Below are 14516 nucleotides of genomic sequence, written 5' to 3'. Positions count from 1 at the left end.
GAGTGGTACATGAGCGATAGCGTCGAGTTGTATACCGATGGTGCCTGCAAGGGCAATCCAGGCCCTGGTGGCTGGGGTGTCCTGTTGATCTACAAGGGCGTCGAAAAGGAACTGTGGGGCGGCGAACGCGAAACCACCAACAACCGCATGGAACTGATGGCCGCGATTCAGGGCTTGATGGCGCTCAAGCGCGAATGCGAGGTGGTGTTGACCACCGACTCGCAGTACGTGATGAAGGGCATCAACGAGTGGATGGTCAACTGGAAGAAGCGCGGCTGGAAGACCGCCGCGAAGGAGCCAGTGAAGAACGCCGACCTGTGGCAGCAGCTCGACGAGCAGGTCAACCGCCACAAGGTCACCTGGAAGTGGGTGCGCGGGCACATCGGCCACCCCGGTAACGAGCGCGCTGACCAATTGGCCAACCGTGGCGTCGACGAGGTACGCGCCAAACGTTGAGCTGCGGTACAATCCTCGGCTTTGTAACTGATGCAAGTTGGAGCGCCCCGCGTGGAGCAGCAGCAAGATAAACGCCTGGTCATTCTTGATACCGAAACCACCGGCATGCCGGTCAGCGAAGGCCACCGGATCATCGAGATCGGCTGCGTCGAAGTCATTGGCCGGCGCCTGACCGGTCGGCACTTCCACGTCTATCTGCAACCGGACCGCGAGAGTGACGAGGGCGCGATCAATGTCCACGGCATCACCGACGCGTTCCTGGTCGGCAAGCCGCGCTTCGGCGATGTGGCCGAGGAATTCTTCGAATTCATTCAGGGCGCCACGCTGGTCATCCATAACGCGGCGTTCGACGTCGGCTTCATCAACAACGAGTTCGCCCTGCTCGGCCAGCGCGACCGCGCCGACATCTCGCAGCACTGCACCATCCTCGACACACTGCTGCTGGCCCGTGCCCGGCACCCGGGGCAGCGCAACAGCCTTGACGCGCTGTGCAAGCGTTACGATATCGACAACTCCGGCCGTGAACTGCACGGCGCGTTGCTCGACTCGGAGCTGCTGGCTGATGTCTACCTGGCAATGACCGGTGGCCAGACCAGCCTTTCGCTGGCTGGCAATGGGGCGGACGGCGACAATGAAGGGCAGGGCAGCGGTGGCAGCGAGATCCGCCGGATTACCGGGCGTGCGCCTGGGCGGGTGATCATGGCCACTGCCGAGGAACTGGAGGCGCATGCAGAGCGCCTGGCGGCTATCGCCAAGTCGGCGGGCGGGCCGTCGATGTGGCAGGTATTGACCGAAACGCCTGCCGGTTGATGCTGAGCCTGCCCTGGCCTTGTCGCCGGCAACCCGGCTCCCACAAGCTCTTTACTGAACTGCAAATTCGCGTAGGCACCGGCGTGCCTGCGACAGGGCCGTACTGACAGCACCAGGCTCTACTACCCTGTGAAGGATGCTCTGTCCTTCGGAGGTTGCAGCCTGATGTACAAGGACCTCAAGTTCCCCATCCTCATCGTCCACCGTGCCATCAAGGCCGACAGCGTTGCCGGCGAGCGCGTGCGGGGGATTGCCGAGGAACTGCGTCAGGACGGCTTCGCCATTCTCGCCGCGGCAGACAATGCCGAAGCCCGTCTGGTCGCGGCCACCCACCACGGCCTGGCCTGCATGCTGATCGCCGCCGAAGGCATTGGCGACAATACTCACCTGTTGCAGAACATGGCCGAGTTGATCCGCCTGGCCCGCCAGCGTGCTCCTGACCTGCCAATCTTCGCCCTGGGCGAACAGGTCACCTTGGAAAACGCTCCCGCCGAAGCGATGAGCGAGCTCAACCAGCTGCGCGGCATCCTTTACCTGTTCGAGGACACCGTGCCGTTCCTCGCCCGCCAGGTAGCACGTGCCGCACACAACTACCTCGACGGCTTGCTGCCGCCTTTCTTCAAGGCTTTGGTACAGCACACCGCGCAGTCCAATTATTCCTGGCACACACCCGGCCATGGCGGTGGCGTGGCCTACCGCAAAAGCCCGGTGGGCCAAGCCTTCCATCAATTCTTCGGCGAGAATACCTTGCGCTCGGACTTGTCCGTCTCGGTGCCGGAACTGGGCTCGCTGCTCGATCACACCGGCCCTTTGGCAGCGGCCGAAGCCAGGGCGGCGCGCAACTTTGGCGCCGACCATACCTTCTTCGTGATCAATGGCACCTCCACCGCCAACAAGATCGTCTGGCATGCCATGGTCGGCCGTGATGACCTGGTGCTGGTGGACCGTAACTGCCACAAGTCGGTGGTCCATGCCATCATCATGACCGGCGCCATTCCCATCTACCTATGCCCCGAGCGCAACGAACTGGGCATCATCGGGCCGATCCCGCTCAGCGAATTCAGCGCCGAGGCGATCCAGGCCAAGGTGCTGGCCAACCCCTTGGCCAAGGGGCGCGAACCGCGCATCAAACTGGCGGTGGTGACCAACTCAACCTATGACGGGCTGTGCTACCACGCCGGGCTGATCAAGCAAGCTCTGGGCAGCAGCGCGCAGGTGCTGCACTTCGATGAAGCCTGGTTCGCTTACGCGGCGTTTCATGAGTTCTTCACGGGGCGCTATGCGATGGGGACGGCCTGCACCGAGGGCAGCCCGTTGGTGTTCAGCACGCACTCGACGCACAAGCTGCTGGCGGCCTTCAGCCAGGCGTCGATGATCCATGTACAGGACGGCGCACAGCGGCAACTGGACCGAGATCGCTTCAATGAAGCCTTCATGATGCATATCTCGACGTCACCGCAGTACAGCATCCTGGCTTCTTTGGATGTGGCTTCGACCATGATGGAGGGGCCCGCGGGGCGTTCGCTGCTGCAAGAGATGTTTGACGAGGCACTGAGCTTTCGTCGCGCCCTGGCTAACCTGCGTGCACATATCGCGGCCACCGATTGGTGGTTCAGTATCTGGCAGCCGCCTGGGGCAGAAGGCGTCGATCAGCTCGCTGCGCAGGACTGGCTGCTGCAGCCTGGGGCGCAGTGGCATGGCTTTGGCGAATTGGCGGGCGATTATGTGCTGCTTGACCCGCTGAAGGTCACCCTGGTGATGCCGGGGTTGCGGGCCGACGGCGTGTTGGACGAGCAGGGCATTCCGGCGGCAGTGGTCAGCAAGTTTCTCTGGGAGCGCGGGTTGGTGGTGGAGAAGACCGGCCTTTACAGCTTCCTGGTGCTGTTCTCGATGGGCATTACCAAGGGCAAGTGGAGCACGCTGCTGACCGAGTTGCTGGAGTTCAAACGCCATCATGATGGCAATACTCCGTTAAGCCAGTGCCTGCCGAGCATCGTTGCAGTCGACACGGCACGCTACCACGGTATCGGCCTGCGCGACCTGTGCAACCAGCTGCATGACTGCTATCGCGTCAATGCCACGGCCAAGCAGCTCAAAGGGTTGTTCAGTCGCTTGCCGGAAGTGGCGCTCAGCCCGGCCCGGGCATATGACCATATGGTGCGCGGTGAGGTGGAAGCGGTGCCGATAGAGGCATTGCTCGGCCGTGTCGCGGCAGTCATGCTGGTGCCCTATCCGCCGGGCATACCCTTGATCATGCCGGGGGAGCGGTTCACTGAAGCTACCCGCTCGATCCTCGACTACCTGGCGTTTGCCCGCGCCTTCAACAGCGGTTTTCCCGGCTTTGTCGCCGATGTGCACGGCCTGCAGAGCGAAGCCGGAAGCTATACGGTCGATTGCGTCAAGGAATGCGAATGATCTCGACGCCGGTCTGTACCAGTTCAAAACGGTCTTCACCCAAGTGGTTGACTCGGTCGCCGATGGCCAGGCGATAGGTGGTGACCGGTGCGCCCTGTACGCTGCCGTCGGTCTGCAGGGTGGACTCTTGGAACTCGTGGACGGGGTAGATACGGCCTTCGGCGTCACGGGCGTGGAATTGGCCGACCATTACTGCTGCCATTTAAGTGAAAACCTCTGAATTGCGTAGGAAATGTCTGCAGGAATAGACCGTGGATGGTACCTGGAAGTTTTCTGGCGGAGGAAAAAAACCTAAGCGCCGGGCAATGGTCATCTATAACTACAACGTCTCTTAACCCAGCAAAGGTTGGAAATCGCCATGAGCCAGGTGTATTCGGTAGCGGTCGTCGTCGGCAGCTTGCGCAAGGATTCGTACAACCGCAAGGTGGCCCGTGCCCTTTCAGAGCTGGCACCGTCCAGTCTTGCCTTGAAAATCGTCGAAATCGGCGATCTGCCACTGTACAACGAGGATGTCGAGGCTGCGGGTGTGCCCGAGCCGTGGAGGCGCTTTCGCGACGAGATCCGGCGCAGCGACGCGGTGCTGTTCGTCACCCCGGAGTACAACCGCTCTGTACCGGGCTGCCTGAAAAATGCCATCGACGTGGGCTCACGTCCCTATGGGCAAAGCGCCTGGGGTGGCAAACCTACGGCGGTGGTGAGCGTCTCGCCCGGCGCCATTGGCGGGTTTGGGGCCAACCATGCCGTGCGCCAGTCGCTGGTGTTTCTCGACATGCCGTGCATGCAGATGCCCGAAGCTTATATCGGTGGGGCGGCCAGCCTTTTCGAGGACAGTGGCAAGCTCAATGACAAGACCCGGCCGTTTCTGCAGGGTTTCATCGACAAGTTTGCCTCCTGGGTGAAGCTGAACCGGGCGGTTTGAGCCGGCCTTGTCGTCGGTAAGCCGGCCCCACAGCTACCCCACCGTTCGTGAAAACGGCGGGGTAGCTGTGGAAGCCGGCTTGCGGGCGAAAGCTGCAACACAGATCGGTCAGAACGCCTGCGGCATCTCTCCCTTGGCCAACCGCCGGTTGATATCGGCGACCACCTCGGGCAGTTCATTGATGGTGTCGATCAGGTAGTGCGGGCGTGACCCTGCGAACAGCGCATGAATGCGCTTGCGCTCACTCTCCAGCTTCTCAGCGCTCAACGCCTGGTACCCTTCCCAGGTCAGCCCGAGCGCGTTGCCCGAGCACACCAGTGCCACAGTCCACATGCCGGCACGGCGGCCTTCGAGGATGCCCGGCACGGTGTCGTCGACCTTGACGCAGGCCGCCACGTCGTCGATGCCCAGGGCGATCACGTTGGCCAGTGCCTGTGCCGGCCACGGGCGGCCGTTCGGGGTTTCGTCGGTGGCCACCACATGGTCGGCGACATAGCCGTTCTGGGCCGCCAGCTCCACCACCTTGTCCATCACCACTTTCGGGTAGCCCGAGCAGGAGCCGATTTTCAAGCCGTCCCGGCGCAAGCCGGTGAGGGTGTCCAGAGCACCGGGAATCAGCGCCGAATGCACGGCGATCTTCTCGATCTGCAGCGGCATGAAGCGGTTATAGATGGCAGTGACGTCATCGTCGGTCGGCGTGCGGCCGAACACGTTGCGATAGCGTTCGGCAATTTCCGGCACGTCACACAGGGTACGAATATGGTCCCACTTGCCCATGCCCATCGGGCCGCGGGCTTCTTCGATGGAAACCTGGACGTCGAACTCGGCGAAGGCTTCGACGAAGATCTGGGTCGGGGCGAAAGAGCCGAAGTCGACCACGGTGCCGGCCCAGTCGAGGATGGCGGCTTGCAGCTGGGTGGGGTTGCTGTAGTTCATGTGCGCTATTTCCTGAAATCGGATGGGCAGAGGGTCAGATGTCCAGTACTTCCATTTCCCGCAGCACGTCGGCCACGGCATTCACAGCAGCTTGCATGCCGTCCGGTCCGACCACGCCGATGCAGCCGACACGGAAGGTCTCGACTTGGGTCAACTTGCCGGGGTAGAGGATGAAGCCCTTGGCCTTGACCCGTTCGTAGAAGTCCTGGAACTGGTAACGGGCGTCATTCGGGGCGTGGAAGGTGACGATGATCGGCGCCTGGATGTCGGCTGGCAGGAAGCTGCGCAGGCCGATGGCGGCCATGCCGTCGAGCAGGGTCTTGCAGTTGTCGGCGTAGCGCTGGTGGCGCGCCGGCAGGCCACCTTCTTCGGCGTACTGCTGTAGCGCCTCGTGCAGGGCGGCAACCACGTGGGTGGGCGGGGTGAAGCGCCATTGGCCGGTCTTGGCCATGTAGGCGTGCTGGTCGTGCAGGTCCATGGCCAGCGAGTGGGCATTGCCCTCGGCGGCGGCCAGTGCGGTTTTCTCGGCGAAAACGAAGCCCATCCCGGGGACGCCTTCCAGGCATTTGCCGGACGCGGCGATCAGTGCCTCGAAGGGGATTTCGCGGGCGTCGATCGGCAGGGCGCCGAACGAGCTCATGGCATCGATGATCAGGCGCTTGCCGTGGCGCTTGATCACCTGAGCGATCTCGTGCAGCGGGTTGAGGATGCCGGTGCTGGTTTCGCAGTGGATCAGCGCCACGTGGGTCACGCTGGGGTCAGCCGCCAGCAGGCGGTCGACGTCGGCAGCGGTGGTCGGCTGGTCCTCGGCGGTTTCGAAGGTGCTGAAGTTGCGCCCCAGCACTTTGCAGATTTTCGCCAGGCGCTGGCCGTAAGCGCCGTTGATCAGCACCAGTACCTTGCCATCGCGCGGTACCAGGGTGCCGATGGCGGCCTCCACGGCGAAGGTGCCGCTGCCTTGCAGGGGAACGCAGTGGTGGCTGGCGCTGCCGTCGACGATCCCCAGCAGTTGCTCGCAGACGCTGGCGGTCAGTTGGTTGAAATCACGGTCCCAGGAGCCCCAGTCCACCAGCATGGCTTGTCGGGTGCGCAGGGAGGTGGTCAGTGGGCCGGGGGTCAGCAGGATCGGGGCGTTGCTCATTGCGTGGTTCCTCACAAGCTGCGGGTGGTCAGCCGAAAAAGCTGGCGCTGAAACTACGGGGGCTAGGTTGCAATTGACCAAGTTATCAATCAAATTGTTTGTTGTTATGCCAGCCATAAGTCAGGCCGATAAATATGAACCTGTTCCAGCTTCGCGCTTTCGACGCCGTCGCCCGTGAGGGCAGTTTCACCCGTGCCGCTGCGCGCTTGTTCATCAGCCAGCCGGCGGTGACCGGGCACGTCAAGGCGCTGGAAGAGCACTACCAGATCACCCTGTTACGGCGCACGGCGCGGCGGGTCGAGCTGACCGAGGAGGGTACCCGCCTGGCTGCCATCACCCGGGCGATGTTCGGCCTGGCCGAAGAGGCGCAGGCGATGCTCGAGGCCAATCGCCAACTGCTCACCGGCCGCCTGGAGGTGGCCGCAGATGGGCCGCACCGGGTCATGCCGATGCTGGCGCTATTGCGTGAACGCTACCCGGGGATCACCGTCAACCTGCGCCTGGGCAATGCCCAGGAGACCTTGGCCGCCTTGTTGTCAGAGCATGCCGACGTGGCCGTATTGACCGAAATCGAACCGCGCAAGGGCCTTTACTTGCAAAACCTCTGCGAGTCGCATTTATGTGCACTGCTGCCGGCAGGCCATGCCTGGGCCAGCGGGCAGGGTGACTTGCCACTGGCTGCTTTGCATGAGCAGATCATGGTGCTGCGCGAACCCAGTTCGACCACCCGACGTACCTTCGACAAGGCGTGTGACCAGGCGTCGGTCAGGCCCAGGGTGCTGCTGGAGCTGGACAGCCGTGAGGCAGTCACCGAGGCAGTGGCGTCGGAGCTGGGGATTGGTGTCGTTTCCTCGACCGAGGTGGCCAATGACCCGCGTGTGGTGGCGCGGCCGCTGGCCGGGCAAGGTTTGCGCAACCAGCACCTGGTGGGGTGCCTGGAGCGGCGCCGCGAGCTGCGGTTGATCCAGGCGTTCCTGGCCCTGGCTGCCAGCCTGTAATCCAAGGCTGGTGTTTTTTCCATGCGGGCCTAACATGGGCGGCACGCAACAGCCAGGAGGGCCGATGAGCGAGAAAGACACCATCTCCATGCAACTGGTGCGCGAAGCCCTGTTGCAGACCTGCCCGGCGGGTGAGCCGGATGCCGGCCTGCTGGCGCAGGCCGGCATCGACATCGGTCAACTCGACCAGGCTGATGCGCGCGTCAGCGCCGAGGCCTACTCCCGGCTCTGGCGCTTGCTGGCGCAACGCTGCAACGATGAATTCTTCGCCATGGACCCGCGTGGGCTGCGTACCGGAAGCCTGGCATTCCTGTGTCGGGCGAGCATGGCCCAGCCCACCCTGCAGGCTGGCGTGGAAACGGCGTTGGCGTTTCTTTCGCTGATGCTGCAGGACCTGCAACCGGTACTGGTGCGCCAGAAAAGCCTGGCCGAAATCGTCATCGTTGAACCCAATGCTCAGCCTCGGCGTGCGTTCACCTATTTCACCTTCTGGATGATCGTCCACGGCGTCGCCTGCTGGTTGGCAGGGCGGCGTATTCCGATCCTTGCGATTGACTTGCGGTGCGCCGAGCCGCTTTTCTGTGATGACTACCGGGTGATGTTCTCGGAAAACCTGCAGTTCGAACGCCCCTTGACCCGCATGATCATCGCCGGGGACTGCCTTGACATGCCGATGCGCCGCAGCGAGGACGAGCTTCAGCGTTTTTTGGCAGAGGCACCTGGCAACATCCTGGTGAAGTATCGCGACCCGAACAGCCTGGCCCGTCGTATCCGCCAGACGCTGAGCCAGCAAACCCCCAGCCAGTGGCCTGCTGCCGAGCAACTGGCGGCAACGTTGTGCATGTCGGCGTCAACCTTGCGGCGCCGTTTGAGCGAGGAGGGCCAAAACTACCAGGCGCTCAAAGACAGCATTCGCCGCGAGTTGGCGATTGCCTGGCTGGCGCAGCCGCAGCTTGGGCTTGGCGAAATCGCCGAGAGGCTGGGCTTTGCCGACAGCAGTTCGTTCTACAAGGCGTTTCGCAAATGGTTCGGGTGCAATCCGGGGCATTACCGCAGTGTCTTCCTGCAGGTGTAAACCGGCCCTGCACCAGCAATGCTCCGGCGGGCGCTTGGCGCATCGCGAAGGCTGAGAAGCCACGCGGCCAAAACGCTCATTCAGATTGACAGCTTTGGCCATTGCCCAGGTAGGCAGGCGGCGCGAACATCGTCAGACCGATGGTGCACTCCAACAATAAGAACCCAGGAGTCTGACGATGCGCGAGTATGGCGACGCCGTCCTTTCATTCAATCATGCCGAGGCCGCAATGGGCCTGCACGGCAGCCTCGCAGCCCTCAATGCCTGCGTCGAATGCTGTGACCGCCATGTGGCCCAAGGTGGTATCGCCCTGGTCTACGAGGACCGAGAGGGCAATGGCAGGCTCTACACATTCGGGCAGATGCAAGCCATGGCGGCCCGCTTTGCCAATGTCCTGAGGGCCCAAGGCGTGCAGGCCGGTGACCGGGTAGCAGGGCTGATGCCACGCACCCCCGAGTTGCTGGTAACCATCCTCGCCACCTGGCGCCTGGGCGCTGTTTACCAGCCGTTGTTCACTGCCTTTGGCCCCAAAGCCATCGAGCACCGCCTGGAGCAGTCGCATGCCAAGGTGGTGGTCACCGACCGTGGCAACCGCGCCAAGCTGGACGATCTGGCCGTGTGCCCCGTGCCGATCATCGTCGGCGCTGAGGAGGGTGAACTGGACTTCCAGCGCCTGCTCGATGCCGCCCCTGCCGATTGCGAGCCAGTCATGCGCTCGGGCGACGATCCCTTCCTGCTGATGTTCACCTCGGGCACCACTGGCCCTGCCAAACCCCTGGAAGTGCCGCTACGCGCGATCGTCGCGTTCCAGGGCTACATGCGCGATGCCATTGGCCTGCAGCCACAAGACAACTTTTGGAACCTGGCCGACCCAGGGTGGGCCTATGGCCTTTACTACGCGGTCACCGGGCCGTTGTCGCTGGGCCACGCCACCACCTTCTACGATGGCCCGTTCAGTGTCGAAAGCTGCGCGCGGGTGATCGACAAGCTGGGCATCACCAACCTGGCAGGTTCGCCCACCGCATATCGCTTGCTGATCGCCGCTGGCAAGGCGTTCTCAACGCCGGTCCAGGGCCGCCTGCGGGTCGTCAGCAGTGCCGGTGAACCGCTCAACCCCGAGGTGATCCGCTGGTTCGCCGATGAGTTGGGCGTGACCATCCATGACCACTACGGCCAGACCGAGCTGGGCATGGTGTTGTGCAACCACCACGGCCTTGAGCATCCCGTGCGGGCAGGGTCTGCCGGCTTCGCCATCCCAGGCCACCGCATCGTGGTGCTGGACGAGAAGGGCGCCGAATTGCCCGCCGGGCAGCCTGGCATTCTGGCAGTGGATCGGGAGCGGTCGCCGCTTTGCTGGTTCGGTGGCTATCACGGCCTGCCCACCAAGGCCTTCGTCGGCAAGTATTACCTGAGCGGCGATACCGTCGAGTTGAACACCGACGGCAGCATCAGCTTCGTCGGCCGCAGCGACGACGTGATCACCACCTCTGGCTACCGCGTCGGGCCGTTCGATGTGGAGAGCGCACTGATCGAGCACCCGGCGGTGATCGAAGCCGCAGTGATCGGCAAACCGGACCCGGAGCGCACCGAACTGATCAAGGCCTTTGTGGTGCTGGCCAGCGGTGTGCACGGTAGTGTCGAGCTGGAAGAGACCCTGCGCCAGCACGTTCGCCAGCGGTTGTATGCCCACGCCTATCCCAGGGAAATCGAATTCGTCAGCGAGCTGCCCAAGACCCCGAGCGGCAAGCTGCAACGCTTCATCCTGCGCAATCAGGAAGTTGCCAAACAACAAGCGCAACAGGCCACCCCTGCCCGCGCCTGAAAGGAACCCGATCATGCACATCGCCAACAAACACTTTATCGTCAGCGGCGCAGCTTCCGGGCTGGGGGCTGCCACCGCGCAGATGCTGGTCGAGGCCGGCGCCAAGGTCATGCTGGTTGACCTCAATGCCCAGGCAGTCGAGGCCAAGGCCCGCGAGCTGGGTGACAACGCCCGCTTTGCGGTCGCCGACATCAGCGACGAGCAAGCGGCCCAGGCCGCCGTCGATGCCGCTGTAACGGCTTTTGGCAGCCTGCACGGGCTGGTCAATTGTGCGGGCATCGTCGGTGCCGAAAAAGTGCTGGGCAAACAAGGGCCACACGGCCTGGCCAGTTTCGCCAAGGTCATCAACGTCAACCTGGTCGGTAGCTTCAACCTGCTGCGCCTGGCCGCTGCTGCGATGGCCGAAGGCGTTGCCGACGAAAGCGGCGAGCGCGGGGTGATCATCAATACCGCCTCGATCGCCGCCTATGACGGTCAGATAGGCCAGGCTGCCTACGCCGCCTCCAAGGGCGCCATCGCCAGCCTGACATTGCCGGTTGCCCGCGAGCTGGCGCGTTACGGCATTCGTGTGATGACCATCGCCCCCGGCATTTTCGAAACCCCGATGATGGCCGGCATGACCCAGGAAGTGCGCGACTCCCTGGCCGCCGGGGTGCCATTCCCGCCGCGTCTGGGGCGGCCAGGCGAATACGCGGCGCTGGCCCGCCACATCATCGAGAACAGCATGCTCAACGGCGAGGTGATCCGCCTCGACGGTGCACTGCGCATGGCTGCCAAGTAAGGAGAGACCCTAATGACCCTCGCCAATGATCCGATTGTCATCGTCAGCGCCGTGCGCACGCCCATGGGCGGCCTGCAAGGCGACCTGAAAAGCCTTACCGCGCCGCAATTGGGCGCTGCAGCGATTCGCGCTGCGGTCGAGCGTGCCGGGCTGGATGCCGCCAGTGTCGAGCAGGTGCTGTTCGGCTGTGTGTTGCCGGCAGGCCTGGGCCAGGCCCCCGCGCGCCAGGCTGCGCTGGGCGCCGGCCTGGGCAAGCACACCACGTGCACGACCCTCAACAAGATGTGCGGCTCTGGCATGCAGGCTGCGATCATGGCGCATGACCTGCTACTGGCCGGTACCGCCGATGTGGTCGTGGCGGGCGGGATGGAGAGCATGTCCAACGCGCCCTACCTGCTGGACAAAGCCCGTGGCGGCTACCGCATGGGCCACGGCAGGATCATCGACCACATGTTCATGGACGGCTTGGAAGATGCCTACGACAAGGGCCGCCTGATGGGCACCTTTGCCGAGGATTGCGCCCAGGCCGGCGGGTTCAGCCGCCAAGCCCAGGACCAGTTCGCCATCGCCTCGTTGACCCGCGCCCAAGAGGCGATCAGCAAAGGCCGCTTCAGCGCCGAGATCGTTCCGGTACAGGTCAGCGAAGGCAAGGAACAGCGCCTGGTCAAGGACGACGAGCAGCCTCCCAAGGCGCGCCTGGACAAGATCCCGCAACTCAAGCCGGCGTTCCGAGAGGGCGGCACCGTAACTGCCGCCAACGCCAGTTCGATCTCCGACGGCGCTGCGGCACTGGTGCTCATGCGCCGCTCCCAGGCGCAGCAGCGCGGCCTGACGCCCTTGGCTGTGATCCATGGGCACGCTGCCTTCGCCGACGCGCCGGCACTGTTCCCCACGGCGCCTATCGGCGCTATCGACAAACTGATGAAGCGCACTGGCTGGAATCTGGCCGAGGTCGACCTGTTCGAAATCAACGAAGCCTTTGCCGTGGTCACCTTGGCCGCCATGAAGCAACTCGACCTGCCTCACGAGAAGGTCAACATTCATGGCGGTGCCTGCGCCCTGGGGCACCCGATCGGGGCATCGGGCGCGCGGATCCTGGTAACCCTGCTGTCGGCCCTTCGCCAGAACAACCTGCGACGTGGCGTTGCGGCCATCTGCATCGGCGGTGGCGAGGCCACGGCCATGGCTGTCGAATGTCTGTATTGAGGTGAACCATGCTGGTAACTGACGAGCAACAACAGATCGTCGATGCGGTCCGGGCTTTTGCCCAGGAACGCCTCAAGCCTTTTGCCGAACAATGGGACAAGGAACACCGCTTCCCCCGGGAAGCCATCCAGGAGATGGCCGAACTCGGCCTGTTCGGCATGCTGGTACCCGAGCAGTATGGTGGCAGTGACACCGGCTACGTGGCCTATGCCATGGCCCTGGAAGAAATCGCTGCTGGCGATGGCGCCTGCTCGACCATCATGAGTGTGCACAATTCGGTAGGGTGCGTGCCCATCCTCAAGTTCGGCAGCGAGCTGCAAAAGCAGCAGTACCTTGCACCGCTGGCCAGCGGGTCGATGATCGGTGCATTCGCCCTCACCGAGCCCCAGGCCGGTTCCGATGCCAGCAGCCTGAAAACCCGTGCGCGGCTGGATGGCGACCACTATGTGCTCAACGGCAGCAAACAGTTCATTACCTCCGGGCAGAACGCCGGTGTGGTGATCGTTTTCGCTGTCACCGACCCAGAGGCAGGCAAGCGTGGTATCAGCGCCTTCATCGTGCCTACCGACTTGCCGGGTTACCAGGTGGCGCGGGTCGAAGACAAGCTCGGCCAGCACGCATCCGACACCTGCCAGATCGTTTTCGACAATGTGCGCGTTCCAGTTGCCAATCGTCTGGGCGAGGAGGGGCAGGGTTACAAGATCGCCCTGGCCAACCTTGAGGGGGGGCGCATTGGCATCGCTTCGCAGTCGGTGGGCATGGCCCGTGCTGCGTTCAAAGTGGCCCGTGATTACGCCAAGGAACGTTGCAGTTTCGGTAAACCCTTGATCGAGCACCAGGCGGTAGCCTTCCGCTTGGCGGACATGGCTACCAGAATCGCCGTGGCACGGCAGATGGTGCTGCACGCCGCAGCACTGCGCGATGCCGGGCGCCCTGCGCTGGTGGAAGCGTCGATGGCCAAGCTGTTCGCCTCGGAAATGGCCGAAAAGGTCTGTTCGGATGCCTTGCAGACATTAGGCGGTTATGGCTATCTGAGTGACTTCCCGCTGGAGCGGATCTACCGCGACGTGCGGGTTTGCCAGATCTACGAAGGCACCAGCGACATTCAGCGCATGGTCATTGCGCGCAATCTTTGAAGGAGCAGTCTGCATGGCATTCGAAACCATCCTGTTGGATACCCACGGCAAGGTCGGCCTGATTACCCTTAACCGGCCCCAGGCGCTCAATGCGCTCAACGCGCAGATCGTCAGTGAGATCAACCAGGCCCTGGACCAGCTCGAGCGTGACCCGAATATCGGCTGCGTGGTGCTGACCGGTTCTGCCAAAGCCTTTGCCGCCGGTGCCGATATCAAGGAAATGGCCGAGCTCAAATACCCGCAGATCTACGTCGATGACCTGTTCAGTGATGCCGATCGTATTGCCAATCGCCGCAAGCCGATCATCGCTGCGGTATCGGGTTTTGCGTTGGGCGGTGGTTGTGAGCTGGCGATGATGTGCGACTTCATTCTGGCGGCCGACAACGCAAAGTTCGGGCAGCCGGAAATCAATCTGGGCGTACTGCCGGGCATGGGTGGTACCCAGCGCCTTACCCGGGCCGTAGGCAAGGCCAAGGCCATGGAGCTGTGCCTGACGGGGCGTCTGATGGGGGCTGAGGAGGCGGAGCGTGCAGGCCTGGTTGCGCGCGTGGTGCCGCAGGCCGAACTGGTCGAGGAGGCATTGAAGGTGGCTGCCACCATTGCTGGCAAGTCGATCCCGGTGAGCATGATGGTCAAGGAAAGCGTCAACCGGGCCTTTGAAGTCACGCTGAGCGAAGGTGTGCGTTTCGAGCGTCGTGTGTTTCATGCGGCATTTGCCACTGAAGACCAGAAGGAGGGGATGGCGGCGTTCATTGCCAAGCGCGAGGCTCAATTCAAGGACTGCTGACCTGCTCCGGCTGGGGCAGCGTAACTGCCCCAGC

General features: G+C 63.2%; 14 protein-coding genes. 11 read left to right on the top strand and 3 right to left on the bottom strand.

Annotation, left to right across the window (positions count from 1 at the left end):
• Window positions 1-9: 9 nt before the first annotated feature.
• The 3 genes from rnhA (at window position 10) to ACEWE8_RS13685 (ending at window position 3681) form a co-directional block, all read left to right on the top strand.
• Window positions 10-456, top strand: a complete 447-nt coding sequence (gene rnhA, locus ACEWE8_RS13695) for a ribonuclease HI (RefSeq protein ID WP_012315304.1) — start codon at window positions 10-12, stop codon at window positions 454-456.
• Window positions 457-507: 51 nt separating this feature from the next.
• Window positions 508-1266 carry a DNA polymerase III subunit epsilon gene (gene dnaQ, locus ACEWE8_RS13690; protein ID WP_039602584.1) on the top strand — a complete coding sequence of 253 codons (759 nt, stop codon included), beginning with the start codon at window positions 508-510 and terminating at the stop codon, window positions 1264-1266.
• 165 nt (window positions 1267-1431) lie between these two features.
• Window positions 1432-3681, top strand: a complete 2250-nt coding sequence (locus tag ACEWE8_RS13685; RefSeq protein WP_046785213.1) for an Orn/Lys/Arg decarboxylase N-terminal domain-containing protein — start codon at window positions 1432-1434, stop codon at window positions 3679-3681.
• On the opposite strand, the gene ACEWE8_RS13680 is transcribed toward ACEWE8_RS13685, so the two are convergent.
• Complete coding sequence (locus ACEWE8_RS13680; RefSeq protein WP_046785212.1) at window positions 3665-3883, bottom strand: hypothetical protein; 219 nt, start codon at window positions 3881-3883, stop codon at window positions 3665-3667. The genes ACEWE8_RS13685 and ACEWE8_RS13680 overlap by 17 nt on opposite strands.
• A gap of 156 nt (window positions 3884-4039) precedes the next feature.
• Here ACEWE8_RS13680 and ACEWE8_RS13675 point away from each other — a divergent pair, with 156 nt between their 5' ends.
• The gene (locus ACEWE8_RS13675) at window positions 4040-4600 is read left to right on the top strand and encodes an NADPH-dependent FMN reductase (RefSeq protein ID WP_046785211.1); all 561 of its coding nucleotides are present in this window, start codon (window positions 4040-4042) and stop codon (window positions 4598-4600) included.
• A gap of 108 nt (window positions 4601-4708) precedes the next feature.
• Here ACEWE8_RS13675 and phnX read toward each other — a convergent pair whose 3' ends face one another.
• Entirely contained in the window at window positions 4709-5536 is an 828-nt protein-coding gene (gene phnX, locus ACEWE8_RS13670; RefSeq protein WP_046785210.1) for a phosphonoacetaldehyde hydrolase, read from the bottom strand.
• A gap of 34 nt (window positions 5537-5570) precedes the next feature.
• On the bottom strand, window positions 5571-6677 hold the full coding sequence (locus tag ACEWE8_RS13665) for a 2-aminoethylphosphonate--pyruvate transaminase (RefSeq protein WP_046785209.1): 1107 nt from the start codon (window positions 6675-6677) through the stop codon (window positions 5571-5573).
• A 134-nt stretch (window positions 6678-6811) separates the two neighbouring features.
• Here ACEWE8_RS13665 and ACEWE8_RS13660 point away from each other — a divergent pair, with 134 nt between their 5' ends.
• The 7 genes from ACEWE8_RS13660 to ACEWE8_RS13630 all read left to right on the top strand — a co-directional run bounded on the left by ACEWE8_RS13660 (window position 6812) and on the right by ACEWE8_RS13630 (window position 14482).
• Window positions 6812-7675 (top strand): LysR substrate-binding domain-containing protein, encoded by an 864-nt coding sequence (locus tag ACEWE8_RS13660; protein WP_046785208.1) that lies wholly within the window; start codon window positions 6812-6814, stop codon window positions 7673-7675.
• A 64-nt stretch (window positions 7676-7739) separates the two neighbouring features.
• Window positions 7740-8750, top strand: coding sequence for an AraC family transcriptional regulator (locus ACEWE8_RS13655; protein WP_046785207.1), 1011 nt, complete (start codon window positions 7740-7742; stop codon window positions 8748-8750).
• A 178-nt stretch (window positions 8751-8928) separates the two neighbouring features.
• Window positions 8929-10572 carry an AMP-binding protein gene (locus ACEWE8_RS13650; protein WP_395589314.1) on the top strand — a complete coding sequence of 548 codons (1644 nt, stop codon included), beginning with the start codon at window positions 8929-8931 and terminating at the stop codon, window positions 10570-10572.
• Between the two features lie 13 nt (window positions 10573-10585).
• Window positions 10586-11353 carry an SDR family NAD(P)-dependent oxidoreductase gene (locus ACEWE8_RS13645; protein WP_115274312.1) on the top strand — a complete coding sequence of 256 codons (768 nt, stop codon included), beginning with the start codon at window positions 10586-10588 and terminating at the stop codon, window positions 11351-11353.
• A 12-nt stretch (window positions 11354-11365) separates the two neighbouring features.
• Window positions 11366-12559 carry an acetyl-CoA C-acyltransferase gene (locus ACEWE8_RS13640; RefSeq protein ID WP_046785204.1) on the top strand — a complete coding sequence of 398 codons (1194 nt, stop codon included), beginning with the start codon at window positions 11366-11368 and terminating at the stop codon, window positions 12557-12559.
• Window positions 12560-12567: 8 nt separating this feature from the next.
• On the top strand, window positions 12568-13695 hold the full coding sequence (locus ACEWE8_RS13635; protein WP_046785203.1) for an acyl-CoA dehydrogenase: 1128 nt from the start codon (window positions 12568-12570) through the stop codon (window positions 13693-13695).
• A 13-nt stretch (window positions 13696-13708) separates the two neighbouring features.
• Window positions 13709-14482 (top strand): enoyl-CoA hydratase, encoded by a 774-nt coding sequence (locus tag ACEWE8_RS13630; RefSeq protein WP_046785202.1) that lies wholly within the window; start codon window positions 13709-13711, stop codon window positions 14480-14482.
• The last annotated feature ends 34 nt before the right edge of the window (window positions 14483-14516 follow it).

Origin of the sequence: Pseudomonas sp. TR47 (genome assembly GCF_044143025.1) — a bacterium.
GTDB lineage: Bacteria > Pseudomonadota > Gammaproteobacteria > Pseudomonadales > Pseudomonadaceae > Aquipseudomonas > Aquipseudomonas putida_E.
Note: the sequence above shows the minus strand (reverse complement) of the source record. Positions and strands in the feature narration are given on the sequence as shown.

Coding starts and splice junctions, on each gene's coding strand:
- ACEWE8_RS13640 (WP_046785204.1), top strand. CDS start 11,366: ATGACCCTCGCCAATGATCCGATTGTCATCGTCAGCGCCGTGCGCACG.
- ACEWE8_RS13635 (WP_046785203.1), top strand. CDS start 12,568: ATGCTGGTAACTGACGAGCAACAACAGATCGTCGATGCGGTCCGGGCT.
- ACEWE8_RS13650 (WP_395589314.1), top strand. CDS start 8,929: ATGCGCGAGTATGGCGACGCCGTCCTTTCATTCAATCATGCCGAGGCC.
- rnhA (WP_012315304.1), top strand. CDS start 10: ATGAGCGATAGCGTCGAGTTGTATACCGATGGTGCCTGCAAGGGCAAT.
- phnX (WP_046785210.1), bottom strand. CDS start 5,536: ATGAACTACAGCAACCCCACCCAGCTGCAAGCCGCCATCCTCGACTGG.
- ACEWE8_RS13645 (WP_115274312.1), top strand. CDS start 10,586: ATGCACATCGCCAACAAACACTTTATCGTCAGCGGCGCAGCTTCCGGG.
- ACEWE8_RS13685 (WP_046785213.1), top strand. CDS start 1,432: ATGTACAAGGACCTCAAGTTCCCCATCCTCATCGTCCACCGTGCCATC.
- ACEWE8_RS13655 (WP_046785207.1), top strand. CDS start 7,740: ATGAGCGAGAAAGACACCATCTCCATGCAACTGGTGCGCGAAGCCCTG.
- ACEWE8_RS13630 (WP_046785202.1), top strand. CDS start 13,709: ATGGCATTCGAAACCATCCTGTTGGATACCCACGGCAAGGTCGGCCTG.
- ACEWE8_RS13660 (WP_046785208.1), top strand. CDS start 6,812: ATGAACCTGTTCCAGCTTCGCGCTTTCGACGCCGTCGCCCGTGAGGGC.
- ACEWE8_RS13675 (WP_046785211.1), top strand. CDS start 4,040: ATGAGCCAGGTGTATTCGGTAGCGGTCGTCGTCGGCAGCTTGCGCAAG.
- ACEWE8_RS13680 (WP_046785212.1), bottom strand. CDS start 3,883: ATGGCAGCAGTAATGGTCGGCCAATTCCACGCCCGTGACGCCGAAGGC.
- ACEWE8_RS13665 (WP_046785209.1), bottom strand. CDS start 6,677: ATGAGCAACGCCCCGATCCTGCTGACCCCCGGCCCACTGACCACCTCC.